At 72.9% G+C, this 20,099-nt stretch carries 24 protein-coding genes and 1 riboswitch; of the genes, 2 read left to right on the top strand and 22 right to left on the bottom strand.

The window, feature by feature from the left end:
• Nucleotides 1-17: 17 nt before the first annotated feature.
• From thiD to thiE, 6 genes are all read right to left on the bottom strand, one after another.
• On the bottom strand, nucleotides 18-806 hold the full coding sequence (gene thiD, locus V6U82_RS11280; protein ID WP_334460860.1) for a bifunctional hydroxymethylpyrimidine kinase/phosphomethylpyrimidine kinase: 789 nt from the start codon (nucleotides 804-806) through the stop codon (nucleotides 18-20).
• A gap of 103 nt (nucleotides 807-909) precedes the next feature.
• Complete coding sequence (locus V6U82_RS11275) at nucleotides 910-1,575, bottom strand: thiamine phosphate synthase (protein ID WP_334460916.1); 666 nt, start codon at nucleotides 1,573-1,575, stop codon at nucleotides 910-912.
• 71 nt (nucleotides 1,576-1,646) lie between these two features.
• Complete coding sequence (locus V6U82_RS11270) at nucleotides 1,647-2,420, bottom strand: thiazole synthase (protein ID WP_302905421.1); 774 nt, start codon at nucleotides 2,418-2,420, stop codon at nucleotides 1,647-1,649.
• A gap of 4 nt (nucleotides 2,421-2,424) precedes the next feature.
• Nucleotides 2,425-2,625, bottom strand: coding sequence for a sulfur carrier protein ThiS (gene thiS / locus V6U82_RS11265; RefSeq protein WP_013288601.1), 201 nt, complete (start codon nucleotides 2,623-2,625; stop codon nucleotides 2,425-2,427).
• A complete protein-coding gene (thiO, locus tag V6U82_RS11260) occupies nucleotides 2,616-3,701 on the bottom strand; it encodes a glycine oxidase ThiO (protein WP_334460859.1) in 1,086 nt (361 codons plus the stop codon). Before thiO ends, thiS begins: the two co-directional genes overlap by 10 nt.
• Entirely contained in the window at nucleotides 3,698-4,324 is a 627-nt protein-coding gene (gene thiE, locus V6U82_RS11255; protein WP_334460858.1) for a thiamine phosphate synthase, read from the bottom strand. The genes thiO and thiE overlap by 4 nt, the downstream gene beginning before the upstream one ends.
• Nucleotides 4,319-4,430, bottom strand: a riboswitch (TPP riboswitch). (Overlaps the previous gene by 6 nt.)
• Nucleotides 4,431-4,548: 118 nt before the next feature.
• Here thiE and V6U82_RS11250 point away from each other — a divergent pair.
• Nucleotides 4,549-5,460, top strand: coding sequence for a DUF559 domain-containing protein (locus V6U82_RS11250; RefSeq protein ID WP_334460857.1), 912 nt, complete (start codon nucleotides 4,549-4,551; stop codon nucleotides 5,458-5,460).
• Between the two features lie 626 nt (nucleotides 5,461-6,086).
• Here V6U82_RS11250 and V6U82_RS11245 read toward each other — a convergent pair.
• The 4 genes from V6U82_RS11245 to V6U82_RS11230 are packed head-to-tail and all read right to left on the bottom strand — an operon-like array spanning nucleotide 6,087 to nucleotide 10,199.
• Entirely contained in the window at nucleotides 6,087-7,031 is a 945-nt protein-coding gene (locus tag V6U82_RS11245) for an aldo/keto reductase (protein WP_334460915.1), read from the bottom strand.
• Between the two features lie 38 nt (nucleotides 7,032-7,069).
• Nucleotides 7,070-7,876 (bottom strand): nucleotidyltransferase family protein, encoded by an 807-nt coding sequence (locus V6U82_RS11240; RefSeq protein WP_334460856.1) that lies wholly within the window; start codon nucleotides 7,874-7,876, stop codon nucleotides 7,070-7,072.
• Nucleotides 7,873-9,552, bottom strand: a complete 1,680-nt coding sequence (locus V6U82_RS11235) for an ABC-F family ATP-binding cassette domain-containing protein (protein ID WP_334460855.1) — start codon at nucleotides 9,550-9,552, stop codon at nucleotides 7,873-7,875. Before V6U82_RS11235 ends, V6U82_RS11240 begins: the two co-directional genes overlap by 4 nt.
• A 41-nt stretch (nucleotides 9,553-9,593) precedes the next feature.
• The gene (locus tag V6U82_RS11230) at nucleotides 9,594-10,199 is read right to left on the bottom strand and encodes a class I SAM-dependent methyltransferase (protein WP_334460854.1); all 606 of its coding nucleotides are present in this window, start codon (nucleotides 10,197-10,199) and stop codon (nucleotides 9,594-9,596) included.
• 125 nt (nucleotides 10,200-10,324) lie between these two features.
• On the opposite strand from V6U82_RS11230, the gene V6U82_RS11225 reads away from it, so the two are divergent.
• Nucleotides 10,325-11,548: a hypothetical protein gene (locus V6U82_RS11225; RefSeq protein ID WP_334460853.1), complete on the top strand. Its 1,224-nt coding sequence runs from the start codon at nucleotides 10,325-10,327 to the stop codon at nucleotides 11,546-11,548.
• Nucleotides 11,549-11,555: 7 nt separating this feature from the next.
• On the opposite strand, the gene truA is transcribed toward V6U82_RS11225, so the two are convergent.
• The 12 genes from truA to secY all read right to left on the bottom strand — a co-directional run bounded on the left by truA (nucleotide 11,556) and on the right by secY (nucleotide 20,027).
• Entirely contained in the window at nucleotides 11,556-12,389 is an 834-nt protein-coding gene (gene truA / locus V6U82_RS11220) for a tRNA pseudouridine(38-40) synthase TruA (RefSeq protein WP_334460852.1), read from the bottom strand.
• A 70-nt stretch (nucleotides 12,390-12,459) separates the two neighbouring features.
• Complete coding sequence (rplQ, locus tag V6U82_RS11215; RefSeq protein ID WP_013288611.1) at nucleotides 12,460-13,020, bottom strand: 50S ribosomal protein L17; 561 nt, start codon at nucleotides 13,018-13,020, stop codon at nucleotides 12,460-12,462.
• A gap of 34 nt (nucleotides 13,021-13,054) precedes the next feature.
• A complete protein-coding gene (locus V6U82_RS11210) occupies nucleotides 13,055-14,077 on the bottom strand; it encodes a DNA-directed RNA polymerase subunit alpha (protein ID WP_007073009.1) in 1,023 nt (340 codons plus the stop codon).
• 95 nt (nucleotides 14,078-14,172) lie between these two features.
• Nucleotides 14,173-14,799 (bottom strand): 30S ribosomal protein S4, encoded by a 627-nt coding sequence (gene rpsD, locus V6U82_RS11205; protein WP_120573092.1) that lies wholly within the window; start codon nucleotides 14,797-14,799, stop codon nucleotides 14,173-14,175.
• 14 nt (nucleotides 14,800-14,813) lie between these two features.
• On the bottom strand, nucleotides 14,814-15,221 hold the full coding sequence (gene rpsK / locus V6U82_RS11200; RefSeq protein WP_013288613.1) for a 30S ribosomal protein S11: 408 nt from the start codon (nucleotides 15,219-15,221) through the stop codon (nucleotides 14,814-14,816).
• An 18-nt stretch (nucleotides 15,222-15,239) separates the two neighbouring features.
• Complete coding sequence (gene rpsM, locus V6U82_RS11195; RefSeq protein WP_013288614.1) at nucleotides 15,240-15,620, bottom strand: 30S ribosomal protein S13; 381 nt, start codon at nucleotides 15,618-15,620, stop codon at nucleotides 15,240-15,242.
• A 208-nt stretch (nucleotides 15,621-15,828) separates the two neighbouring features.
• Nucleotides 15,829-15,942 (bottom strand): 50S ribosomal protein L36, encoded by a 114-nt coding sequence (gene rpmJ / locus V6U82_RS11190; protein ID WP_012184307.1) that lies wholly within the window; start codon nucleotides 15,940-15,942, stop codon nucleotides 15,829-15,831.
• A 90-nt stretch (nucleotides 15,943-16,032) separates the two neighbouring features.
• Nucleotides 16,033-16,254 (bottom strand): translation initiation factor IF-1, encoded by a 222-nt coding sequence (infA, locus tag V6U82_RS11185; RefSeq protein ID WP_007073013.1) that lies wholly within the window; start codon nucleotides 16,252-16,254, stop codon nucleotides 16,033-16,035.
• Nucleotides 16,255-16,486: 232 nt separating this feature from the next.
• Entirely contained in the window at nucleotides 16,487-17,011 is a 525-nt protein-coding gene (locus tag V6U82_RS11180; protein ID WP_128137055.1) for a DUF1707 SHOCT-like domain-containing protein, read from the bottom strand.
• 82 nt (nucleotides 17,012-17,093) lie between these two features.
• Nucleotides 17,094-17,948 carry a type I methionyl aminopeptidase gene (gene map, locus V6U82_RS11175; protein ID WP_334460851.1) on the bottom strand — a complete coding sequence of 285 codons (855 nt, stop codon included), beginning with the start codon at nucleotides 17,946-17,948 and terminating at the stop codon, nucleotides 17,094-17,096.
• Between the two features lie 96 nt (nucleotides 17,949-18,044).
• Nucleotides 18,045-18,698, bottom strand: a complete 654-nt coding sequence (locus V6U82_RS11170) for an adenylate kinase (protein WP_128137052.1) — start codon at nucleotides 18,696-18,698, stop codon at nucleotides 18,045-18,047.
• Nucleotides 18,699-20,027 carry a preprotein translocase subunit SecY gene (gene secY / locus V6U82_RS11165; RefSeq protein WP_120573088.1) on the bottom strand — a complete coding sequence of 443 codons (1,329 nt, stop codon included), beginning with the start codon at nucleotides 20,025-20,027 and terminating at the stop codon, nucleotides 18,699-18,701.
• Nucleotides 20,028-20,099: the final 72 nt, after the last annotated feature.

Here is a 20,099-nt window from a genome sequence, read left to right as displayed (position 1 = left end):
GACAGCCTCCCTGTCACTCATGCGGACCAGCCGAAGTGGTCCAGCGGGCCGCGTCCCGCGCCCAGCTCCCAGGTCCGCGCGCCGGTCAGCGCGCGGGTGACGTACTCCTTGGCGGCGGCCACCGCGACCGGCACCGCGTCGCCCGCGGCGAGCCGGACCGCGACGGCGGCCGAGAACGAACAGCCGGTGCCGTGGTTGTGCCGGGTGTCCACCCGGGGCGCGCGCAGCAGGCGCGTGGTCCCGCCGCCCGCGAGCACGTCCACCGACTCGCCGTCGGCGTCCACGTCGCCGCCGGTCACCACCACGAACGCCGGGCCGCGCGCCGCCAGCGCCTCGGCCGCCGCGACCATCTCCTCCACGGTGCCCACCGGGCCTCCGGTGAGGGCCGCGGCCTCCGCGCAGTTGGGCGTCGCCACCTCCGCGTACGGCAGGAGCCGCTCGACCGCCTCCACCACGCCGAGCCGGTGCCCGCTCGTGGCGACCAGCACCGGGTCGACGACCAGGTGCGGCAGCCGCCCGGCCCGGGCCGCCTCGGCCACCGCGTCGGCGACCGCCGGGGTGCCGAGCATGCCGCTCTTGACGGCCCGGACGTCGAAGTCGCCGAGCACGCTGTCCATCTGGTCGCGCACGGTCTGCGGGGGCAGCGGCAGGACGGCGTCCACGCCCCGGGTGCTCTGCGCGGTGACGGCGGTGAGCACTGTGGTGCCGTACACCCCGAGCGCGGCGAACGTCTTGAGGTCGGCCTGGATGCCCGCTCCCGCTCCGGAGTCGGAGCCGGCGATCGTGAGGACTGTTCTCGGCGTCACTGGTCTTCTCCGGTGGTTTGACGGCTGCGGCCGGCAGTGGTTGCGGTTTGGGGCTGCGGCCGACCGTGCCCACTCCGGGCGGTCAGGCTTGATCCCTCCGTGGTCACGGTCGGCCGCAGCCCTTCTCGTGTGGGCCTTCGTCGGATCGCGCAGGGTGGGTGCGCGCCAAGCGGGTGGCCGCCTCCTGGAAGGCTCTGCCCAGCGTGGTGGCGGTTTCGGTGGGGTTCTGGGCGCGCATGATCGCGCCCAGCACGGCTACTCCGGTTGCGCCTGCTGCTACGCATGCGTGGACCTGGGCCGGCGTTTCGATGCCGCCGAGGGCGAGTACCGGGACCGGGCTGGCCTTCACCAGCGCGGCGAGCCCGGTCGGCTGCAACGCCGGGCCGTAGCCGGGCTTTGTCCTTGTCTCGTAGACCGGGGACAGCGTTGCGTAGTGCTCGGTGGTGAGCCGGGCCAGCTCGGCGGCGTCGTGGCAGGAACGGCCGACCAGCCCGACGGCGGGCGGCGGGTACGGCCCGGCGGCGCTCAGGTGCACCGCGTCCCCGTCGAGCGGGTCCGGTCCGGCGACGATCAGCGTGCCGCCTGCCTCGGCGAGGATCGCGCGCAGGTCGACCGCGAGCGCCAGGCGTTCGGCGCGCGGCAGGTCCTTCTCCCGCAGCACCACCCAGCGCACTCCCCCGCCGACGGCGCCCGCCACCACGTCGACGAGCGACCTCCGAGCCACCCGCCGATCGGTCAGCAGCACGACACCGGTCGGCCCGGCGTCGATCTTGGTACCCGGCCGCCCGTCCAGGGGCGCGCGCGTACCAAGATCGCCGGGAACGGCAACGCGTAGAGCGGTCACAGGTCGGGCCGTCCCTCGTCCGGGGTGGAGGCCAGCGCGTGGAAGCGGCGGGCGATGCGGCCCGCGCCGTACGCCAGGCGCCCGGCCTCGACCGCGTACCGCATCGCGGTGGCCATCGCCACCGGGTCGGCGGCCCGGGTCACGGCGCTGGCCAGCAGCACCGCGTCGCAGCCCAGCTCCATCGCGAGCGCGGCGTCGGAGGCGGTGCCGATGCCCGCGTCGAGCACCACCGGCACGTCGACCGCCGCCCGGATCAGCCGGATGTGGTGCGGGTTGCCGATGCCCAGTCCGGAGCCGATCGGTGACCCGGCCGGCATCACCGCCGCGCAGCCGACGTCGGCCAGCCGCCGGGCCAGCACCGGATCGTCCGAGGTGTACGGCAGCACCGTGAACCCGTCCGCCACCAGCTCCTCGGCGGCGCGCAGCAGCTCCACCCCGTCGGGCAGGAGCGTGCGCTCGTCGCCGATCACCTCCAGCTTCACCCAGTCGGTGTCGAACGCCTCCCGGGCCAGGTGCGCCGTCTTCACCGCCTCCACGGCGGTCCGGCAGCCGGCCGTGTTCGGCAGCAGCCGTACGCCGCACCGCTCCACCAGGTCGAGCAGGCCGCCCGACCCGCCGGGCGTGGTGTCCACCCGGCGCAGCGCCAGCGTCACCAGCTCGGTGCCGGAGGCGCGGATCGCCTGCTCCAGCACGTGCAGGTTGGCCGCGCCGCCGGTGCCGAGGACGAGCCGGGAGCCGAACGTGACCCCGCCGATCTCCAACGTGGACATCCGTTCACCCGCCCTGGGTGGCGCTGAGCACCTCGACGCGGTCGCCGTCGCGCAGCACGCTCGCCGACCAGCCGCCGCGCGGCACCACCTCGCCGTTCACCGCGACCGCGAGCCCGCGCTCCCGGTCGGTGACGGTGCGGACCACCTCGGCGACGGTGACGCCCTCGGGCAGCGTCCGGCCGGTGCCGTTGACGATCAGTTCCACGTGCGCTCCTTCCCGAAGCGGTCCGGGGTGAAGGGGGCGAGCGCGGGATCCGGCTCGCCGGTGACGATCAGCTCGGTGACCAGGTCGGCGGTGACCGGCGTGAGCACGATGCCGTGCCGGTGGTGCCCGGTCGCGGCGAGCACGCCAGCCCGCCCGGGCAGCGGCCCGATGATCGGCGCGTTGTCCGGCGTACCGGGGCGCAACCCCGCGACGGCCTCCACCAGCTCGTACTCGACCAGTTCCGGCACCAGCTCCGCGGCGGCGCGCAGCAGTGTCAGCACGCCACCGGCGGTGACAGCGGTGTCCGCGCGCTCCTCGACCGTCGCCCCGACCACCACCTCGCCGCTGTCCCGGGGCACCAGGTAGACCGACTCGCTGTCCGCGTACCCCCGGATCACGTGCCGGAAGCCCGGCGGACCGCCACCGGGCGCGCGCAGCCGCAGCACCTGGCCCTTCACCGGCCGGACCGGCAGGCCGGTCAGCGCCGCCGCGCCGCAGCCGGCCGCGACCACGGTGACCCGCGCGTCCACGTCGGACAGCGCGCCGACGCGCGCCGGGCGCAGCTCCACGCCGGCGCGTTCGGCGGCCGTGCGCAACGCGGCGACCAGCCGCCGCGGGTCGACCTGGTGGTCGCCGGGGGCCACCGCGCCGCCGCGCACGCGCGGCGCCAGCGCCGGCTCGCGGTCGCGCAGCTCCGAGGGGCGCAGCGGCGTGATCGGCAGTCCCAACCCCCGTTGGTACGACCACAGCCGCCCCGCCTCGGCCAGGTCGTCGGCGGTGAGGCCGACGACGAGCGTGCCCTCGGTGCGGTGGCCGACGTCGACGCCGCTCGCCCCGGCCAGTTCGGCGGCGAAGCCGGACCAGCGGGCGGCGGACTCGACGAGCAGCGCGGTCAGCTCGTGTTCCCCGAAGTACGCCTCGGCGACCGGTGACAGCATCCCGGCGGCCACCGAGGACGCGCCCGACCCGGGCCGGTCGTCGTGCACCACCACGCGCAGTCCGCGCTGCGCGCACCGCCACGCGATGGCGAGTCCCACCGGCCCGGCGCCCACCACCGCCACGTCGGCCGGGCTCATCGCGTCAGCGCCCGCAGCAGCTCGGCGGTGGTGTGCGCGGGATCGGCGGCCAGGCTGAGCGCGCCGACCACCGCCACCCCGTACGCCCCGGCGGCCCGCAGCGCCGGCACGGTCGCGGCGGTCACCCCGCCGATCGCGATCACCGGCACGCCCACCGCCTCGGCGACCGCGCGTATCCCGTCGGGGCCGATCGGGTCCGGCAGGCCGGACTTGGTGGTGGTGGAGTGGCACGGGCCCACGCCCAGGTAGCTCGCGCCCGCGTCCACCGCCGCGCGGGCGCCCACCGGTTCCCGGGCGGTCGCGCCGAGCACGGCGTCCGGGCCGAGCACCCGGCGCGCGGCGGCCACCGGCAGGTCGTCCGCGCCGACGTGGCCACCGGCGGCGTCCACCGCGAGCGCCACGTGCAGCCGGTCGTTGACCAGGCACCGCGCTCCGTACGGCCGGCACGCCTCGGTCACGCGGCACGCCAGCTCGTACGCCTCCCGGTCGGTGGCGTCGTCCTCCACCCGCACCTGCACGACGAGGTCGGCGCCCGCCACCGGCAGGGCGGCACGCAGCACGGCGAGCGGGTCACGCCCCGGCCGGGTGTCGGTGATGAGATGCAGTCGTCCCAGGGACGGCACGGCAACGCTCCTCCCTGCGCCGGCATTACCCGGATCAGGTTCGACGGTCGGGGGCTCCCAGCCCCCCTCTCAGCCCGGTCCACACCGGGCTCCCGTGGGTCACTTGCGGCCTACCGTACGACGCCTCCCGCCGGTACGGAAGAGCGGGTGAGGTTTTTCCCAGGAACCAGCCGTCCGCCGGATCGGGGCAGCGGGTGACCGTCCCGTCACGACACGCTGCCGGGATGTCCGTTCCCGCCCGTGTCCCGCGCCGCCTGGCGATCCTGCCGTTCCGGGGCGGTCGTGCCGTCTCCGAAGGGCTGCTCACCTGGACGATGCTGCGCGGGCCGACGTGGGTCCGCCTGCTGCCGGACGTGTACGTGCACCGGGGCGGACACCGCGCCGACGACCACCGGATGTGGTGCGAGGCGGTGGCGTTGCGCCTGCCGCCGGGTGCCGTGCTGGCGGGACGCAGCGCCGCCTGGTTGTCCGGCGCGGACGTGCTCACCCGCGACGCGCCGGTCACCGTGCTGCTGCCGACTGCTGCTCGACTGCGACCGCACCCACGACTGCGGGTGGTCCGGTCGCCGCTGCCGGAGCAGGACCGCACCCTCGTCGGCGGGCTGCCCGTCACCACCCCGCTGCGTACCGCGTTCGACCTGGGCCGGCAGGGCCCACTCGCCGAGGCGCTGGTCACCGTCGACGCGCTGCTGCGTCGCCGGGTCGTGAAGCTGCCCGCCCTGCGGGCCTACGCCGCGGACCGTCCGGGCTGGCCGGGCGCTCCGCTGCTGCGCGAGGTGCTGGCGCTGGCCGAGCCGCTGAGCGAGTCCCCGATGGAGACACGGCTGCGGCTGCTCCTCCTCGACGCCGGCCTCGGCCCGCTCACCGCCCAGCACGAGGTACGCGCCGGCGGACGCTTCGTGGCCCGGGTGGACCTGGCCTGGCCGGCACTCCGCCTAGCGGTCGAGTACGACGGCGACCACCACCGGGAACGGGCGCACTTCCGGCGGGACGTGGCGCGCCTGAACGCGCTGCGCGCGGCCGGGTGGGTCGTGCTCCGGTTCACCGCCGACGACGTGCTACGCCGTCCCGACGCCACAGTCGCCCTGGTGCGCCAGGCCCTGGCCGAACGTCGCGCCACCACCGCAAACCACTGATCCGCCTCCGCGCCCTCAGCCCTCAGCCCTCAGCCCTCAGCCCTCAGCCCTCAGCCCTCAGCCCTCAGCCCTCAGCCCTCAGCCCTCAGCCCTCAGCCCTCAGCCACGAGTCTGACCCCGCCGGCCGGGCCGCCCGAGTCGCCGCGGGCGTCAGAGGGCCGCCCGCAGACACCTATGGCGTTCCACTCGTCGCCAGATTCAGCCGCGGGTGGAACGCCATGGGTGTCTCGAGGCCCTCTTGACACCCATGCCGTTCCACCCATCGCGAGCGCTGCCTCTGAGTGGAACGCCATGGGTGCCTCCGCGCGCGGGCAAGCCCCGGCGGGCGCAGGCCCAACGCGCGGGAGGGGCGGACCCGCGGGAGCGACGAACGAGCCGGCGCAAGCCGGACGCGCGGACGCCACGCCCGACGCGTGGACGCACGCCCCACGCGCGAGCACACGCCCGACGCGCGGGAGGGCGGACGCCGGACATATGCCCGACGCGCGGGCACACGCCCGGCGCACCAGCCCAAGCCGAAGCGCGGGCGCACGCCCGACGCGTGGACGCAGGCCCAACGTGCGGGCGCAGGCCCGACGCGCGGGAGGGGCGGACGCGCGCGAACGGGTCGGTACCGGCAGGGACCGTCAGAGGATGGCGTCCAGGGCGTCCAGGTCCTCGTCGGTGGGCTGCCAGGTGCCGGCTTCGGCGTTGGCCTTCACCTGCTCGGGAGTGGTCGCGCCGGCGATCACCGACGTCACCGCGGGACGCGCCGCCAGGCCGCCGATGGCAACCTGGAGCATGCTGATTCCGCGCTCGTCCGCGTACGCCTCGATCGCCTCGATGACGTCCCAGCGCGCGGCGGCCAGGCGCTCGGCGTACCGGCCGCCACCGGCCAGGCGGCTTCCGGCCGGGGGTGCCTCGCCCCGCTTGTACTTGCCGGTGAGCAGCCCGTTGGCGAGCGGGAAGAACGGCAGCATGCCCAGGCCGAACCGCTCGCAGGCCGGGATCACCTCGTCCTCCACCCCGCGCTCCACCAGCGAGTAGTGGTTCTGCGCGGAGATGAACCGGGTACGCCCCTGCGAGGACGCGGTCCAGTCGGCGTCGGCGATCTGCCACCCGGCGAAGTTGGAGTTGCCCAGGTAGCGCACCTTGCCGGCGGTCACCAGGTCGTCCAGCGCGGCGAGCGTCTCGTCGATCGGGGTGCCCGGGTCGGGCTCGTGCATCTGGTACAGGTCGATGTGGTCGGTGCCGAGCCGGCGCAGCGACGCCTCGACGGCGCGGGCGATGTAGCGGCGGGCGCCCCGCGCGCCGTGGTCGGGCCCGTTCGCGCCGTTCATGTCCATGCCGAACTTGGTGGCCAACACCACGTCCTCGCGTCGGCCCTTGAGCGCCTGGCCGAGCAGTTCCTCGGAGGCGCCCTGCGGCTCGCCGTAGATGTCGGCGGTGTCGAAGAAGTTGATCCCGGCGTCGAGCGCGGCGTCCACGACCGCCCGGGTGCCGTCGAGGTCGAGTTTGCGGCCGAAGTTGTTGCAGCCGATACCGACCACTGACACCACGAGCCCGGAGTCGCCCAGCCGGCGATAGGTCATCTCACTCACGAATCCACCCTATGCCCGCTCCCCGGGCGTCACCCGGGCAGCGGGAGCACCTCGGCGGCCAGCATCCGGGCGTCACCGATCGTCGCCGCCAGCTCGTCGGGGGTACGCCCCACCGCGCCCAGCAGCGCCTGCGCCCGCTCGGCGAAGTCCGGCGGCGCACCCGGCAGGCGCCCGGCGGACGCGATCATGCCCTTCTCGTTCACCAGCCACCGTCCGGCCCGGCCGTGCAGCGCGTGGACCAGCACCCCGACCACCCGGAACAGGCAGCCCGCCACGTAGCCGGCGTCGCCCCCGGCCGCGCCCTTGGCCGCGCCGTCGAGCAGCAGCCCGGTCTCCCAGCCGCCGGCCACCAGGGCGGCGCCGAGCGCGGGCGGGTAGTCGACGGTCTCGGCCCGCAGCGCGGTCAGTTCGCCGGTCGGGTCGCCGAGCACCCGTCCGAGCGCCACCTCCCCCGCGTAGGCGTGGGAGTAGAAACCGAGCGGGTGCCCGGCCTGCACCTCGACCGTGTAACGGCCGGCCCGGCAGTCCGCCCAGACCCGGTGTACCCGGTCCAGGTCGCGGTAGATCCAGTCCACCGCGACCCCGTCGACACGCAGCCAGCCGCCACCGTCGACCCACGGTCCCCAGCCGCCCGGGGCGGTGAGGTCCACCGGCCCGTCGGCGATCGAGGCGGCCACCGCGCGCAGTCCGGCCAGGTCGGGCGTACCCCGGTAGTAGAGGCCCAGGTCCCAGTCGGAGTCGGGCCGGTGGTCGCCGCGGGCCCTGCTGCCGCCGAGCGCCACCGCGACCACGCCGTCCACCGCGCACAGCCGGTCGGCCAGGTCCTGGCCGATCACCCCACGTCCCAGACCGGCTCCGGCGTCTCCACCACGTCGCCGTCGCCGCGGAACAGCACGAACCGGTCGAAGGTACGGGTGAACCAGCGGTCGTGGGTGACAGCGACCACCGTCCCCTCGAACGCGGTCAGCCCGGCCTCCAACGCCTCGGCCGAGGCCAGGTCGAGGTTGTCGGTGGGCTCGTCGAGCAGCAGCAGCGTCGCCCCGGACAGCTCCAGCAGCAACACCAGGAACCGGGCCTGCTGCCCGCCGGAGAGCGTGCCGAACCGCTGGTCGCCCTGGCCGGCCAGCTCGTACCGGGACAGCGCCGCCATGGCGGCGTGCCGGTCCATGCCGGCCCGGTGGTCGTCGCCGCGCCACAGCACCTCGACGAGCGTCCTGCCCATCAGCTCCGGCCGGTCGTGGGTCTGCGAGAAGTGCCCGGGCCGGACCCGCGCGCCGAGCCGGACCACGCCGCCGTGGGCGACGGGCGCGAGCGCGGCGGCGCCGTCGACCGGGGTGTTGCCCGGTTCCGGGTCGGTGCCGCCCCGGGCCAGCAGCCGCAGGAAGTGCGACTTTCCGGTGCCGTTCGCGCCGAGCACCGCGACCCGGTCGCCGTACCAGAGTTCCAGGTCGAACGGGTACGTCAGGCCGTCCAGCTCCAACTGCTCGGCGATCACCGCGCGCTTGCCGGTCCGCCCGCCGGTCAGGCGCATCCGGATGTCCTGGTCCTTCGGGGGTACGGGTGGCGGCCCGGCCTCCTCGAACTTGCGCAACCGGGTCTGCGCGGCCTGGTAGCGGGAGGCCATCCCGTCGTTGTACGCGGCCTTCTGCTTGTACATCAGCATCAGCTCGCGCAGTTTCTGGTGTTCCTCGTCCCAGCGTTTGCGCAGCTCGTCGAGGCGGGCGTGCCGGGCCACCCGGGCGTCGTGCCAGCTCGCGAATCCGCCCGGGTGCACCCAGGCGCTGCCGCCCTCCACCGCGACGACGCGGTCGGCGGTCTGCGCCAGCAGTTCCCGGTCGTGCGAGACGTAGAGCACCGACTTGCCCGACTCGCGCAGCCGCGCCTCCAGCCAGCGTTTGCCGGGTACGTCGAGGAAGTTGTCCGGCTCGTCGAGCAGCAGCACCTCGTCCGGGCCGCGCAGCAGCAGTTCCAGCGCGAAGCGCTTCTGCTGGCCGCCGGAGAGCGTGCGCACCGGCCGTTCCCGGGCGCTGTCCCAGGGCAGGTCCAGCACGATGGTGGCGACGGTGTCGAAGAGGACCTCCGCGTCGTACCCGCCGGTCTCGCCCCAGGCGGCGAGCGCTTCGGCGTACGCGAGCTGGGTCTTGGCGGCGGCGGAGCTGTACTTGCCGCGGACCTCGGCCGCCCGCATGGCCGCCTCGGTCTCGGCGAGCCGCCGCCCGGCGTCGCGCAGCGCCGGCGGCGCGAGCGACAGGGCCAGGTCGGCGAGCGTGGACTCGTCGCCGATCATGCCGATGAACTGCCGCATCACGCCGAGCCCACCGGAGCGGGCGATCGCGCCGGTCTTCACCGGCAGGTCGCCGGCGACCATCCGCAGCAGCGTGGTCTTGCCGGCGCCGTTCGGGCCGACGAGCGCCACCTTGGCGCCCTCACCGACCCGGAACGACACGTCGCCGAACAGCTCACGCCCGTCCGGGAGAATGTGCCCGACTCCTGCCACGTCCACGTATCCCACGCGGGCATCCTGCCTGAGCCGGGTGCGTGGACGACACCGGATTACCGGGTGACCCGCAGCACCCGGTAGCCCTTCTGGCTGGCGTGCCGCTCGACCGACCAGCCCTGCTCGACCAGCCAGCGGTGCAGCGAGTCGCCGCCGAGGTGCCGGGCGACGACCAGCCAGGCCACGCCGTCCGGGGCGAGCCGGGGCAGCCAGCGCAGCAGCAGGCCGTGCAGTTCCGCCTTGCCGATGTGGATCGGCGGGTTGGACCAGATCTGGGTGAAGGTGACGTCGTCCGGCAGTTCGTCGGGCGCGACGGCGCGTACCCGGTCGGCGGCGCCGACCCGGGCCGCGTTGGCGGTGGTGAGGGCGCGGGCACGCTCGTTGACGTCCACCGCCCAGACGGTGGCCTTCGGCGTGACGGTGGCCAGGACACACGTGATCGGGCCGAAGCCGCAGCCGATGTCGAGCAGCGCGCCGGTGACGTCGGCGGCCGGCAGGTCGGCCTTGCGCAGCAGCACGGCGGTGCCCGGGTCGAGCCGGTCGGCGGAGAAGACACCGCCGGCCGAGGCGAGCGTGTAGTCGCGCCCGGCGACTGTGAACTCGACCTCGCGCGGGCGGGCCGGGGTCGAGGGCTCAGCGGTGAAGTAGTGGTCGCCGGTCACGCCCGCATTCTCGCACCGGGCCGGAGCTGTTCCGGCGACGGTGTCAGGGGCGGGGTCACACGCCACTCCGCCAGAATTTCCCGATATTACCCCTGAAAGGGACAATCAGTCCTACTCTATGCCACATGGTGTACCGGTACGAGTCCGATGAGGACGCCTTCCTGGAGTACCCGAAGCCCGGGTCGGCCCCGAACGGGCCCGCGGCCGCGACGCCCCCGCCCGCGGGTCCGTCACGCTCCCGCTTCCCCACGCCGTCGCTGCCCCCGCCGCCCCGGCCCGCCGCCCAGCCGGCGCAGCCGCCGCCCGGGTCGGCCGAGCAGCAGGCGCTGCCACCTGCGGTACCCGACGAGCAGGCGATGGCCGACGACGCCCGCGCCCCGGCTCCGGCGCCCCCGGCGCCGACACCGGGACAGCCCGCGCCACCCCGGGAGCCGTCCCCCGTGCCGCAGCCCGCACCACCCGTGCCGGCCCCCGTACCGGCGGCGAACCGGCCGACGGTGCCGATCCCGGCCAGCCCGACCACCCGCGCCGCCGACGTCTCCGAGCTGCCCCGGACCCGGCGCGCCGAACGCCGAGGCGGCGGCCGGTTCTGGCAGGCGCTCGTCGGCGGGGCCGCCGTACTTCTGCTGCTCTCGCTCACCGGACTCGCCGTCGCGGCCCTGCTGGACGAACGCACCGCCACACCGCCGGCCGGCCAGCCGACCCCGCAGCCGACCGAGTCGTCGAGCACCCCGTCCGGCGGCACCGACCTGGACTCCCGGGACACCGACCAGGCGGCGCTCACCACCAAGGAGGTCTTCCCGGCCAAGGACCTCGTGCTCACCGACGGGAAGCCGGCCTACCGGGTGCTCAAGACCCAGGCCAGCACGAAGTGCCAGGTCGCCGCCACCGGCGAGATCGCCGACCTGCTGACCCGGCTCGGCTGCAACCAGGTCGTGCGGGGCACGCTCCGCTCGTCCGACGGCGACCACCTGATCACCGCCGGTCTGTTCAACCTCACCGACGTGGCCACCGCCCAGCGGGTACGCGACCGCATCCGGCCGCTGCTCGACGCGCGCCAGGGACGGTTCCGTGGCATGGCGGCGGGCGACGGCACCGAGGCGGTGGAGAAGGCCGCCGCCCGGGTCGCCTGGCAGGTACGCGGACACTACGTCGCCTTCTGCCTGGTCACCCGAGCCGACGGGGAACGCATCGGGAGCGACGACGCGACCGCCCGCGAGATCATGTACGACCTCATCGAGCTGCACCTCAACCGGGGTGTGCTGGACCGTCGTGCGGCCGCCGGAACGGCCGGGCAGCCCGACGCGGACTCGGCCGAGGACAGCGCCGGTCAGCGGGGCACGGACTGAGCCGGGCTCAGCCCTCGGCCACCGGCACCCGCAACCGGCGGGTCTCCTCGGCGCGGCGGGCGTACTCGGCCGGGTCGGCCGGGTAGCCCACCTCGACCAGGGCGAGGCCGTGCGCGGGCGCCACAGTCACCTCGCTGGAGCGCTCACGCCGGGTCAGCAGGCCGGCCGGCCACTGGACCGGCCGCCGCCCGTCGCCCGCCACCAGCATCGCCCCGACCAGGCTGCGCACCATGTTCTGGCAGAACGCGTCGGCCTGCACGGTGGCGACCAGGATCCCGTCCGGGTCGCGCCGCCAGTCCAGCCGGGTCACCTCGCGCAGCGTGGTCGCGTTCTCCTTGCGCCGGCAGTACGCGGCGAAGTCGTGCTCGCCCACCAGCCCGGCGGCGGAGGCGTTGAGCGCCGCCAGGTCCAGCGGCTTCGGCCAGGCCAGCGTGTCCCCGCGACGCAGCGGCTCGGCGCCCCACGGCGCGTCGGTGACCCGGTACTCGTAACGCCGGAACGTGGCCGAGAAACGCGCGTCGAAGTCGGCGGGCACCTCGGTCATCGCGCGTACCCGCACGTCCGGCGGCAGCAGCCGGGCCAGCCGGCGCAGCAACCGCCCCTCGTGCTCCCGCCACACGGGAGCCGGCAGGTCGAGGTGGCAGACCTGCCCGGTGGCGTGCACCCCGGCGTCGGTACGCCCGGCCACTGTCAGGCCGGTCGCCGTGCCGGCGCCGAGCACCAGGTCCAGCGTCTGCACGAGCACACCGGCCACGGTGCGCCGGGTCGGCTGGGGCGCCCAGCCGGAGAAGTCGGTGCCGTCGTACGAGACGTCCAGCCGCAGCCGGGTCCGCTCGTCCACCTCGTACCTCCTGTCGACGGCGACGGGCCCGGCACCCCCGAGGGGATGCCGGGCCCGGTCGAGCCTGATCTCAGGCCTTGTCGTTCTCGGTGGCCTCGTCGCTGTCCTCACGGGCGGCGGCGGTGTCACCCGACGCGGAGACCGGCGCCTCGGCGTCCTGGTCACCGGCGCTGGAGCGCGGGGTCTCCTCGGCCGGGGCCAGGGCCTCGACCTTGTCCTGCTGGGCGGCCTTGCGGGCGGCGGTCTTCTTGTTCGCCTTCGGCTCGGCGACCTGAAGCTCCTCCACCAGCTCGATGATCGCCATCGGAGCGGCGTCACCCTTGCGCGGACCGGTCTTCACGATCCGGGTGTAGCCACCGTTGCGGTTGGCGTACCGGGGCGCGATCTGGTCGAACAGGGCGTAGACCACGTCCTTGTCCTTGACGACGCCCAGCACGCGGCGGCGCGAGGCGAGATCGCCGCGCTTGGCCTTGGTGATGAGCTGCTCGGCCAGCGGACGCAGCCGCCGGGCCTTCGTCTCGGTGGTCTGGATCTTGCCGTGCTGGAACAGCGCAGTGGCCAGGTTGGCCAGCATCAGCCGCTCGTGCGCGGGGCTGCCGCCGAGGCGGGGGCCCTTGGTGGGCGTGGGCATGCTTGGTGCTCCTCAGGTGTGGCGGCAGCGCGGACTAGAGCTGCTCGGTCTCGCGGTAGTCGTCGGTGTCGTAGTCCGCCTCGCCGAAGGCGTCCACGACGTGCGCCGGGTCGAAGTTCGGAGCCGAGTCCTTCAGCCCCAGGCCCATCCCGGCGAGCTTCATCTTGACCTCGTCGATCGACTTCTGACCGAAGTTGCGGATGTCGAGGAGGTCGGCCTCGGTACGCCCGATGAGCTCACCAACGGAGTTGATGCCCTCGCGCTTGAGGCAGTTGTAGGAGCGGACGGTGAGGTCCAGCTCCTCGATCGGCAGGGCCAGGTCCGCCGCCAGCTGGGCGTCCTGCGGGGACGGCCCGATGTCGATGCCCTCGGCGGTCTCGTCCAGCTCCCGGGCCAGCCCGAACAGCTCCACCAGCGTCGAACCGGCCGAGGCCAGCGCGGTACGCGGGCCCATCGACGGCTTGGTCTCGACGTCGATGATCAGCCGGTCGAAGTCGGTCCGCTGCTCGACACGGGTCGCCTCGACCCGGTACGTCACCTTGAGCACCGGCGAGTAGATCGAGTCGACCGGGATCCGGCCGATCTCGGCGCCCGCCTGCTTGTTCTGCGCCGCCGTGACGTAGCCACGACCCCGCTCGACGGTCAGCTCCATGTCGAGCCGGCCCTTGCCGTTGAGGGTGGCGAGCTTCAGGTCCGGGTTGTGCACCGAGACACCGGCCGGGGGCTGGATGTCACCGGCGGTCACGTCGCCCGGGCCCTGCTTGCGCAGGTACATGCTGACCGGCTCGTCGTGCTCGGAGCTGACGCACAGCTCCTTGATGTTCATGACGAGCTCGACCACGTCCTCCTTGACCCCGGGGATCGTGGTGAACTCGTGCAGCACACCGTCGATCTTGATCGAGGTGACCGCCGCACCCGGGATGGAGGACAGCAGCGTACGCCGGAGCGAGTTGCCCAGCGTGTAACCGAAGCCGGGCTCCAGCGGCTCGATGGTGAACCGGGAGCGGGTCTCGTTGATCGACTCTTCGGAGAGAGACGGTCGCTGGCTGATGAGCATCTTTTCTCTTCTCTTCCGGGGCGCCCGCTATTTGACGCCCACGACACAACTGTTCCGGTGGCCCGCCCGGAAGGACGGGCCACCGCAACGAGCCCTTACTTGGAGTAGAGCTCGACGATCAGCTGCTCCTGGACCTGGGTGTCGATCACCTGGCGGGCCGGGAGCGAGTGCACGAGGATCTTCATCTGGCTCGGGATGGCCTCCAGCCACGCCGGAACCGACCGCGAACCGGCCTGAGCCTGCGCCACCAGGAACGGGGTGAGCTCCTTGCTCTTGCCCCGGACCTCGATGATGTCGTGCTCCTTGACGCGGTACGACGGGATGTCGACCTTCTTGCCGTTCACCGTGAAGTGGCCGTGCTTGACCAGCTGGCGGGCCATGTCCCGGGAGCTGGCGTAGCCGGCCCGGTAGACCACGTTGTCCAGCCGCGACTCGAGGATCTGCAGCAGGACCTCGCCGGTCTTGGCCTCCTTGCTCACGGCCTCTTCGTAGTAGCCGCGGAACTGCTTCTCCAGCACGCCGTAGACACGACGGGCCTTCTGCTTCTCACGGAGCTGGAGCAGGTACTCCGTCTCCTTCGTGCGGCCGCGGCCGTGCTGCCCGGGCGGGAACGGCCGGGACTCGAACGGGCACTTCGGACCATCGCACTTGCTGCCCTTGAGGAACAGCTTCATCTTCTCCCGCCGGCAACGGCGGCAGTCAGCACCGGTGTAACGAGCCATCTCTCTCTAACCTCTCAGACCCGGCGACGCTTCGGCGGACGGCAGCCGTTGTGCGGCTGCGGCGTGACGTCGGAGATCTGCCCGACCTCGAGGCCCACTGCCTGCAGCGAACGGATGGCGGTCTCCCGGCCGGAGCCGGGGCCCTTGACGAACACGTCGACCTTGCGCATGCCGTGCTCCATCGCGCGGCGCGCGGCGGCCTCGGCGGCGAGCTGCGCGGCGAACGGAGTCGACTTGCGGGAGCCCTTGAAGCCGACCTGGCCGGAGGAGGCCCAGGAGATGACCGCACCGGTCGGGTCCGTGATGGACACGATGGTGTTGTTGAAGGTGCTCTTGATGTGCGCCTGCCCGTGGGCGACGTTCTTGCGTTCCTTGCGCCGGACCTTCTTGACGGCGGCTCCGGCACGAGCCTTCGGTGGCATAAGTCTGTGCGCTCCTAGTTACTTCTTGCCGGGCTTCTTCTTGCCGGCCACGGTCCGCTTCGGGCCCTTCCGGGTCCGCGCGTTGGTCTTGGTGCGCTGGCCACGCACGGGCAGACCGCGACGGTGCCGGATACCGGCGTAGCAGCCGATCTCGACCTTGCGGCGGATGTCAGCGGCGACCTCGCGGCGCAGGTCGCCTTCAACCTTGTAGTTGCCCTCGATGTGGTTCCGGAGCTCGACGAGCTCCTCGTCCGTGAGGTCCCGAACGCGCTTGTCCGGCGAGATGCCGGTCGCGGCGAGCGTCTCCAGGGCGCGGGTGCGACCGACCCCGAAGATGTAGGTGAGCGCGATCTCCATCCGCTTCTCGCGGGGGAGATCCACGCCGACTAGACGTGCCATGTGCGGGCGTACTCCTCGTGATGTTGTGGCGGAGGTGTGGACCCGTCCCACCCCGCCACCGGCCGTCCCTGTCCTTCCGGCGTCAAGAACGCCGGCGACCGGGATCGGTCGCTGCCCGAGCGGGCCCCGGCCTCCGACCGGGGGTCAACCACGAGGGGTACGCGCTGCGCACCCGACCGTGGCTGGGACGAGTTGGTGATGTGGGGCGTCAGCCCTGGCGCTGCTTGTGGCGCGGGTCGGTGCAGATGACCATGACCCGGCCGTGCCGGCGGATCACCCGGCACTTGTTGCAGATCCTCTTGACGCTCGGCTTGACCTTCACGGTTGCCTTACTTCCCATCTGGCCCGGAGCCGCGGCGGTGCGCGATCCGGACGTCGAAGACGGACACGGGTCTCCCGGCCGCCGTCAGGCTTACTTGTAGCGGTAGACGATGCGCCCGCGGGTCAGGTCGTACGGCGAGAGTTCGACGACGACCCGGTCCTCCGGCAGGATGCGGATGTAGTGCTGCCGCATCTTGCCGCTGATGTGAGCGAGCACCTTGTGGCCGTTCGCGAGCTCCACCCGGAACATGGCGTTCGGCAGGGGCTCGATGACCCGACCCTCGATCTCGATTGCTCCGTCTTTTTTCGGCATGTCCTCCGCTGTCCTGACGTCGGTTGCTCCGGACGGCCCACAACGTCTTACACGGGTGAACTGACCAAGATCAGGAAACCCGCGCCAGCCGCGGCTCCGACTCCCACCGAAGCGCAGGGTGGGCATGGCGGAGTGGACGCTGTGCGCCGATCCAAAAGTGTACGCCGACCCGCACGCGCTCGCCAAACCGACCGGCGCGACGGTCACCCGTACGGCTCCGATATGACGCAGGTCACGTCTCCGGCAGCTCCCGCTTCGCCCGCCGGCGGGCCTCCCGCTCGACCTGCTTACGCCGCCGGCGCTCGGCGTCGCGCTCCGGCGCCCCGTGGGCCAGCCCCTGGATCGTCTGGTAGAGCACCACGGCGCCCCACGGGCCCAGCACCCAGATCGGCCAGTAGTCGTCGAACTCGAACTCACCCTCGCCGAGCTGGGAGACGAACCAGATCGCGCTGAGGATCAGGGCCACCTTCAGCCACGGCCCCCAGACACCCAGCAGCCAGGCGTTGCGCGCGCTGACGGCCGCCCGGCCCGGCTCGGCCACCCCGCTCTTCCCGGTCGCGCGCGGAGCCGGCAGGGAGTTCTCCGCCGGCCGGGGACCGGGCAGGTCGGTCAGCAGCTCGTCCAGCTCGCCGTAGGTCTTGGCCCCGTACGCCTGGCGCAGCCGGTCGTCGTACTCGCCCAGGTCGAGCCGGCCTTCGGCCAGCGCCACCCGGAGTCGTTCCGCGGTGGCCTCCCGGTCCGCGTCGGCCGCCCGCATCCGGTTGCGCTCATCCATGGGAACAAGCATGGCACCCGATCGCCAAGGCGGCAGCACTCGACCGGGTACGGCGGCAGCCCGCTCAGACGGCCGGAGAGTCGACGGACGTCTGCCGCGCGGTCACCAGGTCGCCCAGGCGGGCCCGTCCGCCGTCCTCGGCGGTCAGCACCCACACGCCGTCGTCCAGCAGCGCCATCGAGTGCTCGACGTGCACCGCCGTCGACCCGTCCCGGGTCACCACCGTCCAGCCGTCGGCCAGCTCGACGGTACGCGGCGAGCCCATCGTGATCATCGGCTCGATCGCCAGCGCCAGACCCGGCACCAGGCGCGGCCCCTTGCCGGGACGCCCGTGGTTGAGCACGTGCGGGTCCTGGTGCATCTCGGTGCCGATGCCGTGGCCGCCGTAGCCGTCGACGATGCCGTACCGCCCGCCCTTGCGGACCGCGTTCTCGACCGCGTGGGAGATGTCGGTGAGCCGGCCCTTGCCGGAGGCCGCCCCGCGCGCCGCGGCGGCGATCCCGGCCCACATGGCGTCCTCGGCCACCGCCGTCATCTTCAGCAGGGCCGGGTCGACCTCGCCGACCGGCACCGTGACCGCCGCGTCGCCGTGCCAGCCGTCCAGCACCGCGCCGCAGTCGATCGAGATCAGGTCACCCTCGCGCAGCACCTGCTCCGGCGACGGGATGGCGTGCACCACCTGCCGGTTGACCGAGGAACAGATCGACGCCGGGAAGCCGTGGTAGCCCTTGAACGACGGCACGGCGCCCGCCTCGCGGATGGTCGACTCGGCGATCGCGTCCAGGTCGGCCGTCGAGACGCCCGGCGCCACCGCCTCCCGCATCCGGCGCAGGGCACGGGCGACGACCAGACCGGCGGCCCGCATCAGCTCGATCTGCTCGGGGGTCTTCAGCTGGATGTCCAGCTGGGGACGGCGCATGGTGGTGTTTACCTTTCGTCGCGCGTACGCGGAGCAGCGGGGCACGTCGCACGTACCCCGCTGTTCGCACTCTATCCGCCGGGCGGCGGTGGGACCTCAGCCGCCGTACGAGCGCAGCGCGTCGATGGCGCGGACCGTGACGTCCTCCACCGGGCCGGTCGCGTCGATGCCCACCAGCTTGCCCTGGGCGCCGTAGTAGTCCACGAGCGGCGCGGTCTTCTCGGCGTACTCCCGCAGGCGGGCGGCGATGGTCTCCGGCTTGTCGTCGTCGCGCTGGAACAGCTCGGCGCCGCAGCGGTCGCAGACGCCCTCCCGGCTCGGCGCGTCGAACTCGACGTGCCAGATCTTGCCGCAGCCGCGGCAGGTGCGCCGGCCGGACAGGCGCCGGATCACCTCGTCGTCGTCGACGACCAGCTCCAGCACCAGGTCCAGCGCGGTGCCGAGGTCGGCGAGGAGCTTGTCCAGCGCGGCGGCCTGCGGCGTGGTCCGCGGGAAGCCGTCGAGCAGGAAGCCCTCGCTCGCGTCCGGCTCGGCGAGCCGGTCCCGCACCATGTTGATGGTGACCTCGTCCGGGACCAGCTTGCCGGCGTCCATGTACCGCTTGGCCTCGACGCCCAGGGGCGTGCCCTGGGAGACGTTCGCCCGGAAGATGTCACCGGTCGAGATCTTCGGCACCGAGAGGTGCGCGGCGACGAACTCCGCCTGTGTGCCCTTGCCCGCGCCCGGCGGGCCAACCAGAACGAGTCGCATCTACCGCAGGAACCCTTCGTAGTTCCGCTGCATGAGTTGGCTCTCGATCTGCTTCACGGTCTCCAGACCGACGCCGACCATGATGAGCACAGCGGTGCCGCCGAACGGAAAGTTCTGGAACTGCTGGTTGTCGAGCCAGATGAAGAAGAAGTTCGGCAGGATCGCGACGATGCCCAGGTAGAGCGCGCCCGGCAGGGTGATCCGGCTGAGGATGAAGTCGAGGTACTCGGCGGTCGGCTTGCCGGGGCGGATGCCCGGCACGAAGCCGCCGTACTTCTTCATGTTGTCCGCGACCTCGGTCGGGTTGAACGTGATCGACACGTAGAAGTACGTGAAGAAGATGATCAGCAGGAAGTAGATCGCGATGTGCTCCGGCGCGCTCGCCTTCACGATGTGGTTCTGGATCCACGCCTGGACCTTGCCCGGGTCGTTCTGATCGAAGAACTGGAGCGCGAGCTGCGGCAGGTAGAGCAGCGACGAGGCGAAGATGACCGGGATGACACCCGCCTGGTTCACCTTCAGCGGGATGTAGGTCGACGTGCCGCCGTACATCCGCCGGCCGATCATGCGCTTGGCGTACTGCACCGGGATGCGGCGCTGCGCCTGCTCGATGAACGTGACAGCGGTGATGACCACCAGCACCAGGGCGATGACGAGGAGGAACATCCCCCAGCCCTTGGTGGTCTTGATCTTCCAGCCCTCACTGGGGAGGCGGGCCGCGATCGAGGTGAAGATCAGCACGGACATGCCGTTGCCGACGCCCCGGTCGGTGATCAGCTCACCGAGCCACATCACCACGCCGGTGCCGGCGGTCATGGTCATGACCAGGATGCCCAGGGTCAGCCAGTTCGGGATGCCGGTGCCCTCGGGCACGATCGGGAACTGGTCGCACTGGTTGTTGAACAGCTGCCCGGAGCGGGCCAGCGCCACGAACGCCGAGGCCTGGAGGACACCCAGGCCCAGCGTCAGGTAGCGGGTGTACTGCGTGATCTTGGCCTGCCCGGCCTGGCCCTCCTTGCGGAGCTGCTCCAGGCGCGGGATCACCACCGTCAGCAGCTGGAGGATGATCGACGCGGTGATGTAGGGCATGATGCCCAGCGCGAAGACCGAGAGCTGGAGCAGCGCGCCACCGGAGAACAGATCCAGCAGGTTGAGCACACCCGTGCTGCCGCCCTGGATCGTGTCGAGGCACTTCTGCACGTTGCCGTACGAGACGCCCGGGCTGGGCAGCGTGGCGCCCAGCCGGTAGACCGCGATGATGCCTACTGTGAACAGCAGCTTCTTGCGCAGGTCAGGCGTACGGAACGCACTGAGAAAGGCGGACAGCAACTTCTTCCTCCTGCGCGACGCGGGCCGCCGGTGACGAATCCCTGGCGGGGCGGGGTGGTGCCGGGCGGCATG

The sequence above is a fragment of the Micromonospora sp. CPCC 205554 genome (assembly GCF_036902745.1).
Classification (GTDB): domain Bacteria; phylum Actinomycetota; class Actinomycetes; order Mycobacteriales; family Micromonosporaceae; genus Micromonospora; species Micromonospora tulbaghiae.
This window is presented reverse-complemented; position numbering and strand designations above follow the sequence as displayed.